The 21257-nt window shown below is 42.1% G+C and carries 16 protein-coding genes and 17 tRNA genes; 6 read left to right on the top strand and 27 right to left on the bottom strand.

Features of this window, described 5'->3' with window-relative positions; all coding sequences use genetic code 11:
* Positions 1 to 71: 71 nt before the first annotated feature.
* Entirely contained in the window at positions 72 to 257 is a 186-nt protein-coding gene (locus OCU78_RS01405; protein ID WP_137374089.1) for a DUF2065 domain-containing protein, read from the top strand.
* Positions 258 to 401: 144 nt separating this feature from the next.
* Here the strand turns inward: OCU78_RS01405 and hflC are convergent, their stop codons facing one another.
* The 8 genes from hflC to tsaE form a co-directional block, all read right to left on the bottom strand.
* Positions 402 to 1376 (bottom strand): protease modulator HflC, encoded by a 975-nt coding sequence (gene hflC, locus OCU78_RS01400; RefSeq protein ID WP_137374088.1) that lies wholly within the window; start codon positions 1374 to 1376, stop codon positions 402 to 404.
* A 2-nt stretch (positions 1377 to 1378) separates the two neighbouring features.
* Positions 1379 to 2563, bottom strand: a complete 1185-nt coding sequence (gene hflK, locus OCU78_RS01395) for an FtsH protease activity modulator HflK (RefSeq protein WP_137374087.1) — start codon at positions 2561 to 2563, stop codon at positions 1379 to 1381.
* A gap of 27 nt (positions 2564 to 2590) precedes the next feature.
* Positions 2591 to 3898 carry a ribosome rescue GTPase HflX gene (gene hflX / locus OCU78_RS01390; protein WP_137374086.1) on the bottom strand — a complete coding sequence of 436 codons (1308 nt, stop codon included), beginning with the start codon at positions 3896 to 3898 and terminating at the stop codon, positions 2591 to 2593.
* 44 nt (positions 3899 to 3942) lie between these two features.
* A complete protein-coding gene (gene hfq / locus OCU78_RS01385; protein ID WP_137374085.1) occupies positions 3943 to 4206 on the bottom strand; it encodes an RNA chaperone Hfq in 264 nt (87 codons plus the stop codon).
* 187 nt (positions 4207 to 4393) lie between these two features.
* The gene (miaA, locus tag OCU78_RS01380) at positions 4394 to 5329 is read right to left on the bottom strand and encodes a tRNA (adenosine(37)-N6)-dimethylallyltransferase MiaA (RefSeq protein WP_137374084.1); all 936 of its coding nucleotides are present in this window, start codon (positions 5327 to 5329) and stop codon (positions 4394 to 4396) included.
* Positions 5330 to 5415: 86 nt separating this feature from the next.
* Positions 5416 to 7599 carry a DNA mismatch repair endonuclease MutL gene (mutL, locus tag OCU78_RS01375; RefSeq protein ID WP_137374083.1) on the bottom strand — a complete coding sequence of 728 codons (2184 nt, stop codon included), beginning with the start codon at positions 7597 to 7599 and terminating at the stop codon, positions 5416 to 5418.
* A gap of 29 nt (positions 7600 to 7628) precedes the next feature.
* Positions 7629 to 9323 (bottom strand): N-acetylmuramoyl-L-alanine amidase, encoded by a 1695-nt coding sequence (locus OCU78_RS01370; RefSeq protein ID WP_240701757.1) that lies wholly within the window; start codon positions 9321 to 9323, stop codon positions 7629 to 7631.
* Between the two features lie 23 nt (positions 9324 to 9346).
* Entirely contained in the window at positions 9347 to 9811 is a 465-nt protein-coding gene (gene tsaE / locus OCU78_RS01365) for a tRNA (adenosine(37)-N6)-threonylcarbamoyltransferase complex ATPase subunit type 1 TsaE (protein WP_137374081.1), read from the bottom strand.
* 208 nt (positions 9812 to 10019) lie between these two features.
* Here tsaE and queG point away from each other — a divergent pair, with 208 nt between their 5' ends.
* Positions 10020 to 11144, top strand: a complete 1125-nt coding sequence (gene queG, locus OCU78_RS01360; protein ID WP_137374080.1) for a tRNA epoxyqueuosine(34) reductase QueG — start codon at positions 10020 to 10022, stop codon at positions 11142 to 11144.
* A 628-nt stretch (positions 11145 to 11772) separates the two neighbouring features.
* On the opposite strand, the gene OCU78_RS01355 is transcribed toward queG, so the two are convergent.
* The 18 genes from OCU78_RS01355 to orn form a co-directional block, all read right to left on the bottom strand.
* A tRNA-Gly gene (locus tag OCU78_RS01355) sits at positions 11773 to 11848 on the bottom strand.
* Positions 11849 to 11925: 77 nt separating this feature from the next.
* Positions 11926 to 12002 (bottom strand) — tRNA-Met (locus tag OCU78_RS01350).
* 61 nt (positions 12003 to 12063) lie between these two features.
* Positions 12064 to 12139, bottom strand: a tRNA-Gly gene (locus tag OCU78_RS01345).
* 58 nt (positions 12140 to 12197) lie between these two features.
* Positions 12198 to 12274: transfer RNA gene (locus OCU78_RS01340), tRNA-Met, on the bottom strand.
* Between the two features lie 51 nt (positions 12275 to 12325).
* A tRNA-Gly gene (locus OCU78_RS01335) sits at positions 12326 to 12401 on the bottom strand.
* 60 nt (positions 12402 to 12461) lie between these two features.
* Positions 12462 to 12538: transfer RNA gene (locus OCU78_RS01330), tRNA-Met, on the bottom strand.
* A 103-nt stretch (positions 12539 to 12641) separates the two neighbouring features.
* A tRNA-Gly gene (locus OCU78_RS01325) sits at positions 12642 to 12717 on the bottom strand.
* Positions 12718 to 12776: 59 nt separating this feature from the next.
* Positions 12777 to 12853: transfer RNA gene (locus OCU78_RS01320), tRNA-Met, on the bottom strand.
* A 104-nt stretch (positions 12854 to 12957) separates the two neighbouring features.
* Positions 12958 to 13033, bottom strand: a tRNA-Gly gene (locus tag OCU78_RS01315).
* A 58-nt stretch (positions 13034 to 13091) separates the two neighbouring features.
* A tRNA-Met gene (locus tag OCU78_RS01310) sits at positions 13092 to 13168 on the bottom strand.
* Positions 13169 to 13219: 51 nt separating this feature from the next.
* Positions 13220 to 13295 (bottom strand) — tRNA-Gly (locus OCU78_RS01305).
* A gap of 60 nt (positions 13296 to 13355) precedes the next feature.
* A tRNA-Met gene (locus OCU78_RS01300) sits at positions 13356 to 13432 on the bottom strand.
* 103 nt (positions 13433 to 13535) lie between these two features.
* Positions 13536 to 13611: transfer RNA gene (locus tag OCU78_RS01295), tRNA-Gly, on the bottom strand.
* Positions 13612 to 13671: 60 nt separating this feature from the next.
* A tRNA-Met gene (locus OCU78_RS01290) sits at positions 13672 to 13748 on the bottom strand.
* Positions 13749 to 13851: 103 nt separating this feature from the next.
* Positions 13852 to 13927 (bottom strand) — tRNA-Gly (locus OCU78_RS01285).
* Positions 13928 to 13986: 59 nt separating this feature from the next.
* Positions 13987 to 14063 (bottom strand) — tRNA-Met (locus OCU78_RS01280).
* A gap of 51 nt (positions 14064 to 14114) precedes the next feature.
* A tRNA-Gly gene (locus OCU78_RS01275) sits at positions 14115 to 14190 on the bottom strand.
* Between the two features lie 175 nt (positions 14191 to 14365).
* Complete coding sequence (orn, locus tag OCU78_RS01270; protein ID WP_137374079.1) at positions 14366 to 14911, bottom strand: oligoribonuclease; 546 nt, start codon at positions 14909 to 14911, stop codon at positions 14366 to 14368.
* A 152-nt stretch (positions 14912 to 15063) separates the two neighbouring features.
* Here orn and rsgA point away from each other — a divergent pair, with 152 nt between their 5' ends.
* The 4 genes from rsgA to OCU78_RS01250 all read left to right on the top strand — a co-directional run bounded on the left by rsgA (position 15064) and on the right by OCU78_RS01250 (position 20044).
* Positions 15064 to 16119 (top strand): small ribosomal subunit biogenesis GTPase RsgA, encoded by a 1056-nt coding sequence (gene rsgA / locus OCU78_RS01265; protein WP_137374078.1) that lies wholly within the window; start codon positions 15064 to 15066, stop codon positions 16117 to 16119.
* 141 nt (positions 16120 to 16260) lie between these two features.
* The gene (gene asd / locus OCU78_RS01260; RefSeq protein ID WP_137374077.1) at positions 16261 to 17190 is read left to right on the top strand and encodes an archaetidylserine decarboxylase; all 930 of its coding nucleotides are present in this window, start codon (positions 16261 to 16263) and stop codon (positions 17188 to 17190) included.
* Between the two features lie 325 nt (positions 17191 to 17515).
* Complete coding sequence (locus tag OCU78_RS01255; RefSeq protein WP_137374076.1) at positions 17516 to 18931, top strand: SLC13 family permease; 1416 nt, start codon at positions 17516 to 17518, stop codon at positions 18929 to 18931.
* 225 nt (positions 18932 to 19156) lie between these two features.
* Complete coding sequence (locus OCU78_RS01250) at positions 19157 to 20044, top strand: DMT family transporter (protein ID WP_137374075.1); 888 nt, start codon at positions 19157 to 19159, stop codon at positions 20042 to 20044.
* Positions 20045 to 20195: 151 nt separating this feature from the next.
* Here OCU78_RS01250 and epmA read toward each other — a convergent pair whose 3' ends face one another.
* Entirely contained in the window at positions 20196 to 21167 is a 972-nt protein-coding gene (gene epmA / locus OCU78_RS01245; protein ID WP_137374074.1) for an elongation factor P--(R)-beta-lysine ligase, read from the bottom strand.
* Between the last annotated feature and the right edge of the window lie 90 nt (positions 21168 to 21257).

The raw sequence follows: 21257 nt of genomic DNA, 5'->3' as shown, positions 1-21257 counted from the left end.
GCGGCAGGTATACTGATATGATCACAAAAACCATTGATATATTGAACATTTTCACTCACTAGGGACAAACGATGTCAAATTCAATCTGGCTTGCGATAGGACTGGTTCTAATTGTAGAAGGTCTAGGACCTTTAATTGCACCGAATGGCTGGCGAAATATGGTCGCTCAATTGAGCCAACAGCCTGATAATCAACTTAGACGAATTGGTGGGTGTTTAGTCGTTGCTGGAATAGTGATTGCGGTGATGACTGCATAACGTTGAATTTCGAATAGACCTAAGCTCCTAAGTAAATTATAAAATTCATAACATTTGAAAAGCAAAAAGGCTCCCTAAGGAGCCTTTTTATTATCAATACACTTCTAATCTAATTAGCTTAGATAAAGTCATCGGTCTCAATAACTATTGAGCGCCTTTTGACGTATTCATGTATTGGAAGAAGTCCGTTTTAGGATCAAGAACTAGGATATCGCTCTTGTCACTAAATGAAGCTTCATATGCTTGAAGTGAACGTAAGAAACCGTAGAACTCAGGATCTTTGCTGTACACATCAGAGTAAATTTTTGCAGCTTCTGCATCAGCATCACCACGTGTTACTCGAGCTGTACGATCAGCTTCAGCAAGAACAGTAGCTACCTCTAGCTCAGCTTGAGCTCGGATAACTTCAGCCTTTTCACGACCTTGAGAACGGTGTTTACGCGCAACAGATTCACGCTCTGCACGCATACGTTTATAGATAGAGTCACTGATGTTATCTGGAAGGTTGATTTTCTTCATGCGGAAATCAACGATCTCAACACCTAGATCTTTCATTGCAGAGTCACGTGTACCAACCAGTACTTCTGACATGATTTGATCACGCTCACCATCAATTTCTAACGCTTCTTTTGCAGCTTCAGTCGTTACAACTTCAGTGTCATCAGCTTCAGGCAAAACATCTTTGTTTCGAGGACCAGAAACAATCTGCTTAATTTCTCGAGAACCAATTTCAGAACGAAGAACATCTGTTACTTTACGTTCAAGTAGTGCTTCAGCTGTTAGAGCATTACCACCACCAGTTGCTAAGTAATATTGTCCGAAATCTTCAATACGCCACTTCACGTAAGTATCGATGATTACATCTTTTTTCTCAGATGTTACGAAACGGTCTGAACGACCATCCATTGTTTGGATACGCGCATCAAGAGTTTTTACACGGTCAAATAGAGGTAGCTTGAAGTGTAAACCAGGTTCATGAATACGAGAGATATCATTGTTATCTTTCAGTACTCGACCAAAACGAATCACGATGCCGCGCTCGCCTTCTGGTATCACAAATACAGACATCAGCATTAGAGCCAATGCTACAACCAATACAGGGATCATTAACTTACGCATTATTAGTATCTCCCTTGACGTGAGCTGTCTGAACGAGTTTGAGAGCTAGACTGAGGATCGGCTTGAGTTTCAAGTTCAATCTGGTCATAAGTCGATGGTGCTTTTTGACTTTTCACTGCTTTCGAACCGCCTTGACCCAATTTATCGATTGGTAGGTATAGCAAATTACCGCTCGATTCAGAATCAATCAGAACTTTAGATGTGCTTGAGTACACTTTTTCCATCGTATCTAAGTACATACGGTTTCGTGTTACTTCAGGTGCAGCTTGATATTCAGGTAATAGTTTCTCGAATTGAGCCACTTGACCTAGTGCACCATTAATTGTGCGCTCAGAGTAACCTACGGCTTCTTTCTTCAAACGCTCAGCACGACCCGTAGCTTTAGGAAGAATATCATTACGGTAAGCTTCAGCTTCACGCTCAAAACGCTCTTCATCCTCTCGAGCAGCAATCGCATCATCAAATGCATCTTTTACTTGCTCAGGTGGACGTGCTGACTGGAAGTTAACATCAACAATAAGAATACCCATATCATAGCCATCAATAATGCGGTTAAGCGTTTCTTGAGTGCTTTGACGAATCTGTTGACGACCACTTGTTAGGATACTGTCCATCAAAGAATCACCAATTACCGCACGCAATGCAGAGTCTGTAGCTTGACGCAAACTATCGTCAGCATTCGTTACTCGGTATAGGTATTTGTATGGATCAGAAACTCGGTATTGAACACCCATTTCAACTGTGACTACGTTTTCATCTTTCGTCAGCATCGTACCCGAAGCACGCAGTGAACGAATAGCTTGAACGTTTACAAGTTGCTCTGCTTTCACTTCATCAATGAAACGCGGGTGCCAGTTAAGACCAGGTTCTTCGATTCGATCAAATTGACCTAAACGTAAAACAACAGCTCTTTCTGCTTCGCCAACGGTATAGAAACCAGCGAAGAACCAAACTGCGACAGCGATTACTGCAATGACACCAAAGCCAATTGCACCACCACCGCCAATTGATGGACCATTACCACCTTTTTTACCAAACTTGCCACCCAGCTTTTGACTCAGTTTATTAAATACTTCGTCTAAATCTGGCGGTCCTTGATCTCGGCCACCGCGATTATCTTTCTTACCCCAAGGGTCATTATCGCGGCCGTTATTGCCGTTGTTATTTCCAGGCTCATTCCACGCCATTAGAAAGCTCCATCATTTGATATGACGTTATACTCTAGCAGTCTCTTCAGTAACGATAAAGTCACCTAAGAGTGCCCCTTCTCTTTTTTCGAGTTTAGACCAATCTACTTGTTGCATTCGAATATCAATCAACAAGTTACCATCTTGGTCATATTCTTCTCGTTGAATACAATTCAGCTGAAAGAACTTACTACGAATTTTACCTTGGTACTGAGGTGGAATTCGTAATTGGTATTGAACAATTTGACTCGCTAACCGCTCAGTTAACGCTTCAAATAGTAAATCCGTACCCAAACCATCCATTGCGGAGACCCAAACCGTGCGAGGCACGCCTTCGTCATCTCTTTCAATGCGTGGTTTTTGATTGTCCATGCGATCGATTTTATTCATGACGACTAATGTCGGCACTTCATGCGCATCAATTTCTTCTAGCACATCATGAACAGCCTGGATATTCTCACGAAAACGGTCATCACTGGCATCAACAACATGTAACAAAATGTCAGCTTCTTGCGTTTCTTGCAATGTTGCCTTGAATGCTGCAACCAAGTCATGAGGCAAATGTCGAATAAACCCAACAGTGTCTGCAAGGATAGCTGGGCCCACATCGGCTAATTCGATCTTACGTAGAGTAGGATCAAGTGTTGCAAATAATTGGTCTGCAGCATAAACACCAGCTGAAGTAATTCGATTAAACAACGTCGATTTACCGGCATTGGTGTAGCCCACAAGAGAGATTGTCGGTATCTCGGCTCTATTTCGAGCACGACGACCTTGTTCACGCTGCTTAGCCACTTTAGCTAAACGACGTAATATCGCTTTAATACGATCACGCAACAAACGGCGGTCTGTTTCTAGTTGAGTTTCTCCTGGACCACGTAAGCCTATCCCACCTTTTTGTCTTTCTAGGTGAGTCCAACCACGAATCAATCGAGTCGATATATGGCGAAGCTGAGCAAGCTCAACTTGCAATTTACCTTCATGGGTTCGGGCTCTTTGAGCGAATATATCTAAGATCAAGCCAGTACGGTCAATCACTCGACATTCACACAAAGCTTCAAGGTTACGTTCTTGGGCAGGAGAGAGGGAATGGTTAAAAATTACAATTTCAGCGCCAGTAAGTTGGACAGCTTGAGCAATTTCTTGGGCCTTACCCTCACCAACATAGTATTTAGGGAGCGGGGATTGTCGACTACCAGTAATTACCTGTAGTGTTTCAACCCCTGCAGAAGAAACCAGCATTTCACACTCGCTAAGATCTTCCCACTCACCTTCTTGCGTGAAGTTGATATGAACAAGCACCGCTCGCTCACCGGATTCATAACGGTCAAACAAGCAACCAACTCCTTATTACAGCAATTGCTGTATTACTAATACTATTAATCTTCAGATTTCTCTGGACGATCAGATGGCGCACGTTGCTCGCCGCTGTGGTGGCTTACTGCACGTGCAGGTACCACAGTAGAAATAGCATGCTTGTATACCATTTGGTTTACAGTATTTTTCAGCAAGATCACGAATTGATCAAAAGACTCGATCTGACCTTGTAGTTTGATACCATTCACAAGGTAGATAGACACTGGAATACGCTCTCGGCGGAGTGCATTTAGAAACGGGTCTTGTAAAGATTGCCCCTTAGCCATTTTATTTTCCTTATTTGTATTTTGTTGTAATTATTTAGCTAGTGGTGCACTCAAAGGTGCGGCCTTTGCTTCTGAGCTAAATGAATAAAAAACTCCGTTGTTATTGAAAGACTGCAAGTTTAAAAGTCTCAATAACGGATCCTTTCCAGAGTTTATTCACGAAAAAGCGATCACATTATACACAGCATTACTCATCATGCGCTATTGCATCTGATAGAGTTTCTAACGCTTGTTCAATGTTTTCACTATCTAACCAAGTTAAATTGTCCCAGCTACGTAGCCAGGTTATTTGTCGCTTGGCCAATTGACGAGTTGCGCAGACACCACGAAAAATCGCTTCGTCTAAACCACAGTTCCCGTCTAAATAATCCCACATTTGTCGATAACCTACGCATCGAACAGAAGGGAGATCCGGGTGAAGATCTTCTCTAGCGTATAACGCTTTCATTTCATCTTCAAACCCTGCTTCAACCATCTTTTCAAAACGAAGTTCGATACGACGGTGTAATTCAGATCTTTCCTTTGGTGCTATCGCAAATTGCTTAACACGAAAAGGAAGGCTTTCACCTTTTGTTTGAGTAAGCTCAGTTAGAGTTTTACCTGAAATTCGGTAAACTTCCAATGCTCTTGATAATCTTTGCGGATCGTTGGGGTGAATTCGATCACCCGCAACTGGATCTATGTTTTTTAATTCTTCGTGCAGCGCAACCCAGCCTTTCTCAGCCGCTTCAGCTTCTATTTGTTGACGAATATCTTTATCAGCGGCTGGAAGTGGTGATAGCCCTTCTAATAGAGCCTTGTAGTACAGCATAGTTCCGCCAACTAGCAACGGAATTTTCCCTGCAGCTACTATTTCATTCATTTCCTTTAAAGCATCACGTCGAAAGTCTGCCGCAGAGTAGGCTTCTTTTGGATCTAGAATATCGATTAACCGATGAGGCGCTTGTGCAAGTTCGCTTTCATCAGGCTTTGCCGTACCGATATCCATACCTTTATAGATCAGCGCTGAATCTACACTAATGATTTCCACTGGAAACTTTTGGCGTAAACGGATAGCCAAGTCAGTCTTTCCTGATGCAGTAGGGCCCATTAAAAATAGCGCTAAAGGTAATTTTTGAGTCATGATTATTTATTTCTACTATTAAAAATCGGTTTATCTAATACGCTCGCCTAAGACGAAAATATAATGCGAATAAAATAAAGGCGGTACTAGTGAGGTGAAAATGCAGCAATAGTCGCTGAAAAATCTATAGGCTTCACAAACTCTGGGTCATCTAACGGAAGTAGACCATGCCACAGTTGTTCAAGTTCCCCAACTAGTTGAATCGCTTCTGATAAAGTGTAGTCGCTTTTTACTTGAGTCGTTTGAAATGCGATCCAATGAACCAATAAAGGCATCACCTTATCAGCCTCTCTATCAGTGACATTAGTGCTATCGACTACACTATTGCTGTCAACTGCATTTATTGAAGCCGCGTACGATAACAGATCTGGGATCAAAGTCTGTAAGTTTTGCTGCCTTAACGGAGATGGCACGCCCATCACCATAATCGCTTCTTTATTTCTCGCTTTAAGCTCTATACCTAACTGCAATAGCTTCGGACCAAAAATATGCGAAGCTTGCATAAGCTCAGGTTCAACTTTTAAAGATAAAGGAACAAGTAATGGCTGACTCTTTAGTGGGGCTTGTTGAGTATCAAGTTGCCCTATAATTCTCAATAGTTCAGCTTTAGCTAATGAAAGTAGAACACAACCATGTTTCCCGCCCATGACAAGATATTGCTTTTCTACAACTGAAACGGCTTTTCCTAACTCTGTTATTGGTTGTATCGCACTTGATACAGGTTTCGAACTATTCCCTACTTTATGAGAAATATTTAGCTCTGAGCTCATATAAGGTTCGGGACGATTAAGGCTATCCGAACTATCAAACCTAGTTGGTAAATCAATTGAAGCCTGGCTTTTCTCTTTTTTTGAATCATTAGGCTTATCGAGAATATCTGATGAATGATCCACATGAGGCGTATTTAAAAGCTCTTTATACGCATTCACTTCTCGCTTCGAAGGTGCAGGTTCACCATAGTGTTGTTGTGACTCTTTCTCTTTTCTTGGCGCTGGTTTTGATTCAATCCAATCTTGGCGGTCCACTACCCCTTCCCTTTGATTTGGAATTGAAGCGGTTTGGAAGTAATGACTTGGTTGATCTTGAACCTTATTTTCAGCCTGAGGAGAAGGTTCTACTTTTCTAGGATAAGATGGTGTTTGCTCGATAGCCTGCAACACTCGCTCAGGAACGAAAGAATCGACATGATTTAAACCGGTCGTTTCTTCATGAACCTGCGTTGGTGATTCTTGATGAAAGGCAGACTCCCTCATAGGTACTGCATCTATTTGTTTAGTTTGAGCAAGACCATCGCTTAAAGCTTGATAAATAAAATCATGTACAAGACGAGCTTGATGAAAACGAACTTCGTGCTTTGCAGGGTGTACATTAACATCAACTTGATGAGGGTCGATTTCAATAAAGAGTACATACGTAGCAAATTGTTCTGGCCGTAAGCTGCTTTCATAGCTTTGGCGAATGGCATGATTGATCAGCTTATCTCGCATCATTCGTCCATTCACATAGCAGTACTGCAAGTCACTTTGCTGCCTTGCTCCATCTGGAGTTGTTATCCAACCATGTAATTTAAGCCCTTGATGATCAAGCTCAATTCTAAGCATATGACGAACGAATGAATTTCCACACACAGCTGAGATACGCTTTTCAGCTTGCACTTCTGTTTTTGCCGCTCGATATTGACGAATCATCTTGCCGTTATGACGCAAATTGATAGTCACATCAAAACGACTCAGAGCAATACGCTTAAGAAGTTCATCAATATGAGTGAACTCTGTTTTCTCAGTTCTTAAAAACTTACGTCTTGCTGGCGTATTGAAGAAAAGATCGAGTACTTCAACAGATGTTCCAATTGGGTGCGCGGCAGGTTGTAATTTCACCTGCATATCACGACCTTCGCTGTATGCAGACCATGCTTGATCTTGAGTAGCCGGTCTTGAAGTGATAGTCAGGCGTGCGACCGAGCTAATACTGGCAAGTGCTTCACCACGAAAGCCAAGACTAACAATGGCTTCTAGATCATCCAGAGTATGAATTTTAGATGTAGCATGTCGACTCAAAGCTAGCGCGAGTTCATCTTTCACGATCCCTTTGCCATTATCTCGGACACGGATCATTTTCGAGCCACCTTTCTCGATATCAATATCGATTCGTGTCGCCCCTGAATCCAAGCTATTTTCAACCAGCTCCTTTACTACTGAAGCTGGTCTCTCTACCACCTCACCCGCTGCAATTTGGTTTGCCAAACGGGCAGGCAATATCTTTATCGTCATAACTTCATCTTTTATTCTGATTCCAGCAATTACTTATGCGGAATTATCAGTACTTGCCCAATAGCGAGTTCATCCGAACGTAACTTGTTGGCTTGTCGAATGCTATTCACACTCACCCCATATTTGGATGCGATTTTGCCTAAGAACTCCCCTCGCGCGACTTTATGCCTACGCAAAGGAATATCTTTCAAACTCACGGTCACTTTCAGCTTTTGTCCAACTTTAAGTGTTTCTGATTTCAGGCGGTTTTCACGCTTAATCGATGCTACTGATACTTTATATTTACTCGCAATCTTTCCTAAGTATTCGCCAGACTTAACAACATGAGTAACCGTTTTAGTCTCGACTGTGTTTGTTATTTTAGGCACAACTAAAGAATCTGCGGTTCCAGGGATTTTAAGTATCTGACCAATCGCTAGGCTACTTGATTTCAAGCCATTTGATTTCATTATGGCTTGTGTTGAAGTTCCGTATTTTTTAGCAATAACCGATAGAGATTCTCCACGACTGACTTTATGGGAAGTTTGCTTTGAAGAGGAGCCTGAGAGGATAGTGCCTTCAGGTGGATTCGCCTTTAAATACTTCACAACAGCTTGTGCAATAGAACGAGCAAGTTTGTCTTGATGCGAACGCTGGAAAAGCAACTTTTCTTCTGTTGGGTTAGATATAAACCCCGTTTCAACCAATACTGATGGGATTTGAGGTGATCTCAATACGGCTAAACTTGTATTGATCGGCTTTGAATTATGTAATTTAGCGACTTTGCCCATCTCCGACAAAATCTCTTTCGCCAGTTTATAGCCTTCTTTCTGCGAATGACTAAACTGCAAATCCAGCAATGTTTGGTTTACATTTTTATCTGCAATGTTCCCTGTAAATGCCGCACCACTGCCACCTAATAATTCAGACTGCTTTTCTTTATTTTCAATCCAGCGTGAAATTTCCGTATTCGCTCGTCGCGTATTAAGTACAAATACAGATCCACCACGAGGTTGTGGAGTAGTAAAAGCATCAGCGTGGATAGAAATAAGCAGATGTGCTTCATTTTCACGAGCAATAGCAACCCGTCGGTTTAAATTAACAAAGTAATCCGAGTTTCGCGTTAAACGAGTTTTAATACCAGGAACGGCATTTAAGTTCGCAGCTAATTTTTTAGAAATACTCAATGTTGCATTTTTTTCATACTTACGAGAAGGGCCGATCGAGCCAGGGTCTTCACCACCATGTCCAGGGTCGATAACAATCAAAATATCTTGCTTACGAGGAACTTGAGTAATGCTCTTACTTACTGCAGGTTTAGTATTTGAAGCTGTAGGCTTAGTCGAGGAGCTTTTAGCCCCATGTGGGAAATCAATAACTAAACGATGCCCATACTGACCACCAGGAGTTGGTTTCAGCTTAAATAACTCAGCTTTAGAGGCTTTCTTTAACTCAAAGACTAATCGGTAAGTACTTTTTTCTGGAGGAGAACTTTTGCGTACTTTACTTAATACTGGGCTGTCTTTTACCGTAATAGGTAGCTTACTCGCCAGCGTCGTGTTTTTGAGATCAACGACTAAACGGCTTGGACTACTCAAAGTGAAATAACTGAAGTCTACTTCCGACTTCAGATCAATCACGACTCGAGTTTCGTCCGGTGAAGGCCATACCCTCAACCCTTCAAGTGCGTTAGCAAAAGTAGGAAGGGATATAAAAAATGTAAATGCAGTGATAACCGTGATCACTGCAGAAAGAAGATGCCTAAAAATCAATTTAACTCCAACTGATCAAGCAAACGCTGCCCATATTCATTATTAGCGGTTAAAGAAACAATACGGTGATCATCTTGGTAGCGAATATCAATATCCATATCAGCTTCAGGTAACATACCAACTCCCTTTTCAGGCCATTCCACTAAGCAAATAGCATCGGGAGTAAAGTAATCACGAATACCCATAAATTCTAACTCTTCAGGATCGGCAAGTCGGTACAAGTCGAAATGATAAACCTGCCAATCAGCCAACTGATATGGTTCAACTAAAGTGTAAGTCGGGCTTTTTACATTCCCTTGATGACCAAGCGCTCTTACAAAACCACGACTAAATGTCGTTTTCCCTGCGCCAAGATCACCATGCAAGTAAATAGTCGTTTGCTGTGAGCATAGATTTGAAAGACTGGTGCCTAATTGAATCGTTGCTTGCTCATCTTTCAAAATAAATTGTTTCGTGCTCATGAATAAGTTCTCTAAATATCGATCGTTGACTATATAAAAATCAAATGAACAAGAATAGTAAACCGTGTTGCTTTTGAGAGACAAGATCTCAAATGTAAGTTATATGAAAAATAAGCAAGAAAGTACGCGAGTTCTGGTTAATTTCTTCAAGATCCGTTAAGATCCGCCCCCATTTTTTGTTTGACCTCATAAAAACAGAGCTGACAACATGAACCTTGACCAACTTGCTGAACAAATTAAAGTTTGGGCCAAAGAGCTCGGATTCCAAAAAGTAGGGATCTGTGACATTGACTTAAGCGAACACGAAGCAGCGCTGCAAGATTGGTTAGACAAAGGCTACCATGGTGGAATGGATTGGATGGCACGCCATGGAATGATGCGAGCACGTCCTGATGAACTTCATCCGGGCACCGTTCGAGTAATCAGTGCTCGAATGGATTACCTTCCTCCTGAAGCTCAGTTTGCTTCTAATCTAAATGATACTACCCAAGCTTACATCAGCCGTTATGCCCTTGGTCGCGATTACCATAAACTCGTTCGTAACCAGCTTAAAAAACTAGGGCAAAAAATCGAGCAAGAAGTGGAAGGTTTAGACTACCGTCCTTTTGTTGATTCTGCTCCGATATTAGAGCGCCCACTAGCGCAAAAGGCAGGACTAGGTTGGACAGGTAAACACTCCTTAATTCTAGATAAAGAGTCAGGTTCTTGGTTTTTCCTCGGAGAGCTACTCGTTAATATCCCATTGCCGGTAGACACACCAAGCGTTGATGAATGTGGGAAGTGCACAGCTTGTATCACTTCATGCCCTACGGGAGCAATTATCGAAGAAGGAATTGTTGATGCTAGAAAGTGCATCTCATACCTTACGATTGAATTCGATGGAATTATCCCTGAGGAATTCAGAAAACCAATGGGAAATAGGATTTATGGCTGCGATGACTGTCAACTAGTTTGCCCTTGGAATCGACACGCTGAAGTTAGCATCCAAAAAGACTTCCACCGTAGAGACGATTTTCAAGACTCAGACCTTGTTCAACTCGCAAGCTGGGACGAAACAACATTCCTGAAAAAGATGGAAGGCTCAGCAATTCGACGTATTGGGCACCAACAATGGCTTCGCAACTTGTTCATCGCAATGGGGAACGCTCCTTACCAACAACGAATCGTCGATACCTTAGAAAGTAACTTAGGAAAAAGTGAATTATTAGATGTTCATATTTTATGGGCATTAGAGCAACAGTCTCAACAGTTACCTACAGGTACAAGTAAGGTAGCAAGCAAAAAACAACGATTGATTCGTATTGTTGAAAAGGGGCTACCAAGAGACGCATAGCCTACCTGTCTTTATACATCGCCATTGTTAATCACTACTCAGCCAGAATTGATAATGGCTTCATACGCAATGACATCTCTTTCCTGCACAAATTTATACTGCAATATTTGATATTGTTCTCAAATTCAATAATGTGGAAAAGGTTTAATAAGTTGGTGGGATTCAAGCATATCGTGAAAGTTAAACACATTCCTAATAAATGACTAAGATCAAAAAACAAGAGCTTAACGATCTTTAAATTCTAATGTAAAAATAGCCACTTGACACAATATTCAAGCAAAAACAAACAGTTATGTTTGATTGTTACTTTTTCAACAAACAAGAATCAAAAAAAGATCTTTTATATAGACAATAATAATTAGCTCTGAAACAAGTTTATCAACTAACTTATCCACAATTGGGATTTTGTGGATAAGTCTGTTTACAGGTGCGAATAAACCTCAGATTCAATTATATAGATCTGATAGTTACTAGCATTCCATTTGCTAATTCATATTTGAGACGCAAAAATATCCACCGAAAAGGAGGATTAATTGTTTATTTTGGGGGATTATGCTTCGCAGCATTAAAGAAAGAGCGTGACCTAATGGTATAGGTCTATCTCAAAACTCAGGGCTTAGAGATAAATTGGAGCGATACATCGGGTTCGAACCGATGACCTCAACCTTGGCAAGGTTGCGCTCTACCAACTGAGCTAGTATCGCATGAGCTAACCGTTCTTCTTTTCAGTTAAGAAGCTAAGTTCTTACTGCAAGACAGTATTAAACGTTCAACTGTAATGTGGTTGCGGGAGCCGGATTTGAACCGACGACCTTCGGGTTATGAGCCCGACGAGCTACCAAACTGCTCCATCCCGCGTCCGGATGCATTATTTAAGTTAATGACTCTATATTCCCAACATCAATCCTAAGAAAGAAATTGGAGCGATACATCGGGTTCGAACCGATGACCTCAACCTTGGCAAGGTTGCGCTCTACCAGCTGAGCTAGTATCGCTTAGTTAACCGTTAAATTTGCCTACTAAGAAGCATCAAATCAACGTTTAGCTGTAATGTGGTTGCGGGAGCCGGATTTGAACCGACGACCTTCGGGTTATGAGCCCGACGAGCTACCAAACTGCTCCATCCCGCGTCCGGATACATTGTTTAAGACAATGAAACTGTTCTCTAAAAAGAGAGAATTTGGAGCGATACATCGGGTTCGAACCGATGACCTCAACCTTGGCAAGGTTGCGCTCTACCAACTGAGCTAGTATCGCATAAGCTAACCGTTCATCTTGTCTGCTAAATAAGCATCAAATCAACGTTTAACTGTAATGTGGTTGCGGGAGCCGGATTTGAACCGACGACCTTCGGGTTATGAGCCCGACGAGCTACCAAACTGCTCCATCCCGCGTCCGGATGTTTCTCTTTTCGCATCATTACCGTTTAAGACAATGAGACTAAACCATTTTCATTCTGAGCACTTTCTCAAAGAGACAGCTTCTAAGAATAGAATTTGGAGCGATACATCGGGTTCGAACCGATGACCTCAACCTTGGCAAGGTTGCGCTCTACCAACTGAGCTAGTATCGCATAAGCTAACCGTTTATCTTGTTTGCTAAGAAGCATCAAACCAACGTTTAACTGTAATGTGGTTGCGGGAGCCGGATTTGAACCGACGACCTTCGGGTTATGAGCCCGACGAGCTACCAAACTGCTCCATCCCGCGTCCGGATGTTTCTCTTTTTCGCATCATTATCGTTTAAGACAATGAGACTAAACCATTTTCATTCTGAACACTTTCTCAAAGAGACAGCTTCTAAGAATAGAATTTGGAGCGATACATCGGGTTCGAACCGATGACCTCAACCTTGGCAAGGTTGCGCTCTACCAACTGAGCTAGTATCGCATAAGCTAACCGTTCATCTTTCTGCTAAGAAGCATCAAATTAACGTTTAACTGTAATGTGGTTGCGGGAGCCGGATTTGAACCGACGACCTTCGGGTTATGAGCCCGACGAGCTACCAAACTGCTCCATCCCGCGTCCGGATGCATTGTTTAAGACAATGAAACTGTTCTCTAAAAAGAGAGAATTTGGAGCGATACATCGGGTTCGAACCGATGACCTCAACCTTGGCAAGGTTGCGCTCTACCAACTGAGCTAGTATCGCATAAGCTAACCGTTCATCTTGTCTGCTAAATAAGCATCAAATCAACGTTTAACTGTAATGTGGTTGCGGGAGCCGGATTTGAACCGACGACCTTCGGGTTATGAGCCCGACGAGCTACCAAACTGCTCCATCCCGCGTCCGGATGTTTCTCTTTTCGCATCATTACCGTTTAAGACAATGAGACTAAACCATTTTCATTCTGAGCACTTTCTCAAAGAGACAGCTTCTAAGAATAGAATTTGGAGCGATACATCGGGTTCGAACCGATGACCTCAACCTTGGCAAGGTTGCGCTCTACCAACTGAGCTAGTATCGCATAAGCTAACCGTTCATCTTGTCTGCTAAATAAGCATCAAATCAACGTTTAACTGTAATGTGGTTGCGGGAGCCGGATTTGAACCGACGACCTTCGGGTTATGAGCCCGACGAGCTACCAAACTGCTCCATCCCGCGTCCGGATGTTTCTCTTTTCGCATCATTACCGTTTAAGACAATGAGACTAAACCATTTTCATTCTGAGCACTTTCTCAAAGAGACAGCTTCTAAGAATAGAATTTGGAGCGATACATCGGGTTCGAACCGATGACCTCAACCTTGGCAAGGTTGCGCTCTACCAACTGAGCTAGTATCGCATAAGCTAACCGTTTATCTTGTTTGCTAAGAAGCATCAAACCAACGTTTAACTGTAATGTGGTTGCGGGAGCCGGATTTGAACCGACGACCTTCGGGTTATGAGCCCGACGAGCTACCAAACTGCTCCATCCCGCGTCCGGATGCATTGTTAAGTACAATGAAAATACTATTTCTTCGAAAAGAAATTGGAGCGATACATCGGGTTCGAACCGATGACCTCAACCTTGGCAAGGTTGCGCTCTACCAACTGAGCTAGTATCGCAATCATGAACGTCTTTCGCCGTTCAGGGCTGCGAATTATAAGAGCATTTTTTTGTGATGCAAGTCCTTAATGCAAAAATATGAAAAATTTTCATTACTTGCTGAAAAAGCACACAAAAAAGAGCACTGTCAATATGCTCTTTGCCATTCGCTCAAATGGTTTCGCCATACACAGACTAAATACTTATGATTGTTTTACGGTAATACTGTAATTCAGCGATAGATTCACGAATGTCATCTAGTGCAAGATGGCTTCCTGTTTTAGAAAAACCATCAAGAACTTCAGGTTTCCAACGACGAGTAAGTTCTTTCAAAGTACTCACGTCAATGTAGCGATAATGGAAATACTGCTCTAATTCTGGCATGTGTTTATACAAGAAACGGCGATCTTGTCCTATGCTATTTCCACAAATTGGAGATTTGCCCTTTGGTACCCACTTTTCCAAAAACTCAATAGTTTGGTCAATGGCATCTTGCTCAGTAACAGAGCTTTCTTTTATACGTGCAACTAAGCCACTTCCAGTGTGAGTAGTAGTACACCATTCATCCATTTTATCCAACTCTTCATCAGACTGATGGATAGCAAGTACCGGTCCTTCGGCGAGAATATTCAACTCGCTATCTGTAACGATAGAAGCAATTTCAATAATTTTATGAGTTTCAGGATCAAGACCTGTCATCTCAAGATCAACCCAAATTAGGTTCTGATCACTAAAGGACATAAGGGAGTTGCCTATTTGTTTACGTATAAAAGAGGTACTATACCCAAATATGTATACTCAAACTAGGTTTAGAGCAACTGAAATGCAGTCGTGCTAATTAGCACCTTGTTTGAGTCCCCTATCATCAATTTAGATGTGTTAAGTGGAAAATTGTGGCTAAAAAGAAAAAGTTAACCAAAGGTCAAGTACGACGCGTACGCAGTAACCAGAACAAACGTCTTAAAAAAGAAGATTCTATCCAATGGGATGAGAATATGCTTGGCGGCACTAAACATGGTCTTGTTATCACTCGATTTGGTCAACATGCTGATATCGAAGATCTAGAAACGAATGAAGTGCATCGATGTAATTTACGTCGTAGCATTGAAACATTAGTCTCTGGAGACAAGGTAATCTGGCGTGCTGGGCTTGAATCGATGGCTGGTATTTCTGGTGTTGTCGAAGCGGTTGAACCTCGAACGTCAATGCTAACTCGCCCTGATTACTACGACGGCTTAAAACCTGTTGCGGCAAACGTTGACCAAATGGTTATCGTTTCAGCTGTGCTACCAGAGCTATCACTTAATATCATCGACCGCTACTTGATAGCCTCTGAAACGGTGAATATTGCGCCATTAGTTGTGCTCAATAAAGTCGACTTACTGACAGAACAACAAATTAGCGAATACCGCGAAACGCTGAAAGTGTACGAAAAAATCGGCTATAAAGTGATGTTCGTGAGTAAAGAGTCTGGCTACGGTATCAAAGAGCTGGAAGCTGAATTAAAAGATCGCATCAACATTTTCGTTGGTCAATCCGGCGTGGGCAAATCCAGCCTAGTGAATGCACTTATGCCAACATTAGACATAGAAGAAGGCGCTGTTTCTGAAAACTCAGGGCTGGGGCAACACACCACCACGGCAGCACGTTTATATCACTTCCCTTCTGGTGGCGATCTGATCGATTCCCCTGGGGTACGTGAATTCGGTCTATGGCACCTAGAACCTGACGAAATCACTGACGCTTTCATTGAATTCAAACCATACCTAGGTGGTTGTAAATTTCGCGACTGTAAACACAATGACGACCCGGGATGTCTTCTGCGTGAAGCCGTTGAAGACGGAAAAATTAGCCGTTTACGTTTTGCTAGCTACCATCGCATTATTGAAACAATGGCTGACAACAAAGATAACCGTCAGTACTCACGAAGTAAGAAAGCGGATCTATAACCGCATTCTTGTGAACAAACATGTACATTTACTGACAAGTTGCGCGATTTTAAGTAACATCTCGCGCCCTAAATCGTCATTAATTCGTTTGCATTAAAAACGATTAGCATCAAAAACAAACAGCATCGGAAAATTAATACAATGGATAAGATTAAAGTTGGATTGCAATACTGGATTCCACAACACGGACTGACTCGTCTAGTCGGTAAACTAGCTTCTGCAAAAGCGGGCGGTTTAACCACAGCAATCATTAACTGGTTCATTAAACAATACAAAGTAAACATGGATGAAGCGCTGCACAGCGATCCTAAACACTTTAAAACATTCAATGAATTCTTTGTACGTGAACTCAAAGAAGGCACGCGTCCTATCGCTGAAGGTGATTCAGTTATTGTTCATCCTGCAGATGCTCGTGTAAGCCAATTTGGTCCAATTACTGATGGTCAGCTGATTCAAGCAAAAGGTCATGACTATTCTGCTCGTGAACTTCTAGGTGGCGACGCGGCACTAGCTGAAGAGTTTGCTGATGGTGAGTTCGCAACACTTTACCTATCTCCAAGTGATTACCACCGCGTTCATATGCCATGTGACGGTACACTTCGCCAGATGATTTATGTCCCTGGTGACCTATTCTCTGTTAACCCATTAACAGCAGAAAATGTACCAAACCTTTTTGCTCGTAACGAACGTGTTGTGTGTATTTTCGATACTGAGTTTGGACCTATGGCTCAAGTACTGGTTGGTGCAACGATTGTTGGTAGCATTGAGCAAGTATGGGCAGGCACGATTACTCCACCTCGTGGGAACAGTGTTTACAAATGGGATTACCCAGCAGAAGGTAACAATGCGATCATCCTGAAGAAGGGTGAAGAGATGGGCCGCTTTAAACTTGGTTCAACTGTTATTAACCTATTTGCTAAAGACTCAATCAAGTTTGATGAGACTATGGTCAATGGCGAAAAAACAGTACTAGGTACGCCTTTTGCGCACAACATTGTTAGTCAAGAAAAACAGGCTGAAGCTGCAGAAGAATCAAAAGAAGAAAGCAAAGACATTCAGTCAGCTGAGTAAAAACAGCATGCTTTCATAGCGCTCTAAAGCTATCTGGGCTTAATCGTTATTTTAAAGATACACGAAAGGCGAGTTTTTCATAACTCGCCTTTTTTATACCCAAAATTCAAAAGTTAGTCGGAATATCAATTTCAGCTCCCCTTATTGCAACTCAAACTTCGATTTCGACTTAAGCCAACACGCCTTCCAACTTAAAAGATTGACTAAAAACAAAACACCTGACGAATTATTAAACGAGTTTCATTTTTTATAACGCTTATCCAAGTACCGAAGTCAGAGATAACTTACTCTAATTGAAGTTATTTTTTCATAAGGTCTCGGTGTCATGCTTAAGCTCGATATTGGCGTTTTAATTAAGCTATTGATTTGCTTCTCTATCCCCCTTGGTGTGCTGTTTATGCCAATCGACTCCATACCAATTGAGAATTTAACCTTAATTCAGCATCGTTTGTTGGCTATATTTTTGCTCGCGGCATTGTTGTGGGTGCTTGAGCCCGTACCAGTTTTTGCCACTTCCATTTTGATCATCGCCCTTGAATTAGTCATGATCTCAGATAAAGGTTTGCACCTATTTCGAAACCCACCAGCAGGACATGACCTTGGTGAGTTAATCAAATATACCGACATCTTTGGTGCTTTTTCTTCGCCAATCATCATTCTTTTTATGGGTGGCTTCGCCTTAGCAATTGCCGCCTCAAAATACGAATTAGATAACAATCTAGCGCGAGTATTACTCAAACCATTTGGTACTCAACCTCGCTTTATAATGCTTGGTTTAATGCTAATCACAGCTGTGTTTTCAATGTTTATGTCCAATACTGCAACCACAGTTATGATGCTGGCATTATTAGGACCAATTGTCGCCTCTGCACCCAAAGGCGATATTGGTATCAAAGCATTGGTCCTATGTATTCCAATCGCCGCTAATACCGGGGGTATTGCAACACCAATCGGCACACCACCTAACGCAATTGCTTTACAGTATCTTACTGGTGAAAACAGTATTGATTTCCTATCTTGGATGATGATGGGGCTACCCTTTGTAATAATCCAACTCACAATTGCTTGGTTCCTGCTTCAAAAGTTTTTTCCTTCTCAGCAGCAAAATATGATTTTGAAGTTAGACGGAAAATTCAAGAAAAGTTGGCGTGCTATTGTTGTGTACGCCACCTTTGCCCTGACTATTATTTTATGGATGACCACAAAACTGCATGGCATGAATACCTACGTGGTTTCCATCATCCCATTAGCTGTCTTTACCCTAACGGGTATCATGGGCAAGGAAGAGCTAAAAATGATTAACTGGGATGTGCTTTGGTTAGTCGCAGGTGGTATTGCGATTGGTATCGGTTTAGATAAAACCGGGCTTGCGGTCGCACTCGCGCACGCTATTGACTATGAATCCTTATCTCCAACTTCCGTTGTTCTTACGCTGTCTATTGTATGTTGGTTAATGGCGAACTTTATGTCGAATACAGCAACAGCAAACTTATTAATGCCGATTGCAGCTGCAATTGGAGCTTCAATGGAAAGCTTAGTTGCGATTGGTGGGCTACAAGGGTTACTGGTTGTTGTCGCCTTCTCAGCTTCACTTGGTATGATCCTTCCAGTATCAACACCGCCTAACTCCTTAGCCTATTCAACGGGTCTTATTGAAAGTAAAGACATGGCAAAAATGGGGATAATCCTAGGGCTTGTCGGACTCGGAATTGTCTACCTTGCGCTGTTCATATTGACTTAGAATTTAAACACTGTGGCTTAAGCAAAGGCTACTGCGTTCTTTGATTAACTAAATTCGTTGGTTGACTAAGTTTTTTTGTTAACTGAACTCTTTGGTTAACAGAAAGAAGTAAGCTTAACTAGCGCAGTAATTAACTAAACCACCTTCAGATCAAATCTCACTTTGCTCTGAAGGTGGTTTAGTGCATATTGGATCACTACTTTCCCCTCATGGACGCTCTTTCAAATGGGATTTGAATGGCTAGCACTTGCTGCTGCATTTCTTTGGGCTATCGCAAGCCTATTATCGGTAAAGCCCGCTCAGCATCTAGGTTCGTTTGCCTATAGCCGATGGCGGATGGGTTGTACCGCCGTCATACTATCAACAATGGCCTGGGTAACTGGTGGCTGGTCTACTGTTGATAGCGCCCTTGTGACTCCCATGATGCTGTCTGGTTTGATTGGCATATTCATTGGTGACACCGCTCTATTTGCTTGCTTGAATCGAATGGGACCAAGACAAGCTGGTCTGCTATTTTCTTGTCATGCCGTATTCTCTGCCATATTAGGCTACTTCCTTTTTAGTGAAAGCATGACAGGCATGGAGCTAATCGGCTCAGCTTTAGTATTCAGTGGTGTATTAACCGCGATATTCTTTGGTCGTAAAGGGCAAACTCAAAATCAGCTAGAAGATATTAAAGGGAAAATTTGGATCGGCGTTGGCCTAGGAATCCTAGCGGCACTTTGCCAAGCGCTTGGGGGAATCATTGCTAAACCTGTTATGCAAACCAATATTGACCCTGTTGCAGCTTCTGCTATTAGGATGATCACTGCGTTTATTGCACATTCCCTTTTTCGTTTAACAGGGGCGAAGCTCTCACTTCCTATTAAACCAATGAATAGGCAAATGTTTGGTATTACTGCCATCAACGGATTCTTAGCAATGGCGGTGGGTATGACTTTGATTTTGTATGCTCTGCAAGAAGGTAACGTGGGTATGGTTGCGTTACTCTCTTCTACTACTCCTATTATGCTACTGCCTATTCTCTGGTACTACACCAAACAAAGACCGAATATCTATGCGTGGTTAGGCGCAATAGTCGCAGTAGTAGGAACCGGCATTCTGGTTCAATAAGTGAGAATAAAATTAGAGCCAAGAAGTTAAAGAGATTAAGAAGTAATAATGAATACTCTAAAAGCAGACTGCCATTGTCTGCTTTTAGTGAGACTCGTTACTCAAAAGCCACCATAGAACTAATGAGCTAATGAGCTAATGAGCTAAATCATTATGACCTAGGGAAAGGGAACGCTGTGACATCATCAATATGATCATACCCTAACGCCAGCATGATTAAGCGATCAATACCTAAAGCTACCCCTGCACATTCAGGCAAACCTGCTTTTAGCGCCTCTATCAAATGATGATCGATTGGCTGAGCAGCTAACCCCATTTCTAACCGTTTCACATTATCTTCTTCAAAACGCTTAAGCTGTTCTTGTGGGTTGTCCAATTCATGGAAACCATTAGCTAATTCGATGCCTTTAAAATAGACCTCAAAACGATCAGCAACACGCGAGTCATGAGCGTTTATTTTAGCAAGAGCCGCTTGTGAAGCTGGGAAATCAAAGATAAACGTAGGAACAACCTGACCAATCTTAGGTTCGACCCCCATACTGAAAAGTAGCTGTAACAAAGTATCTCTATCTTGTTCAGGATCGGCTATATCACGAAGCCCTAGTGGCGCTGCGACTTGCTTCAATTCATCCATAGACGCTTCTAATGGGCACACACCCAGCAAATCCACAAAAGCTTGCTGATACGTCATTCGCTGTGCACTTCCGCACTTCAAGACTTGCTGTAAGAGTGAATCCATTTCATCCATCAAATCATGATGATTGAAACCAACGCGATACCACTCCAACATAGTGAATTCAGGGTTGTGATAACGACCGTTTTCTTCGTTACGGAAAGACTTACAAATCTGATAGATACAGCCACTGCTTGCCGCTAGCAGTCGTTTCATATGAAACTCAGGGCTAGTCATAAAGAACAGCGGCTGACCATGCGCATAACCCGGTCCTACGAATTCAGTTTTGAAAGTATGTAAATGCACGTCCGTCACAGTGGCGTGACTCATCGCTGGTGTATCCACTTCCATCACGTTTCTTTCTGTAAAGAACTGGCGAATTTGACTAAGGATATCAGCACGTTGCTTTAACTGCTTAATGGTTGCTGCTGGTTGCCATGTAGAGTGCATTATTAAGTTCCATATCACTGAATTCTAGGCGATGAAATTACCACCTTTCATCTCTTTTGTAAGCTTCTATCTTTCTACAAATGAAAGCAA

It is taken from the genome of Vibrio gallaecicus, assembly GCF_024347495.1.
GTDB classification, from domain to species: domain Bacteria; phylum Pseudomonadota; class Gammaproteobacteria; order Enterobacterales; family Vibrionaceae; genus Vibrio; species Vibrio gallaecicus.
Note: the sequence above shows the minus strand (reverse complement) of the source record. Positions and strands in the feature narration are given on the sequence as shown.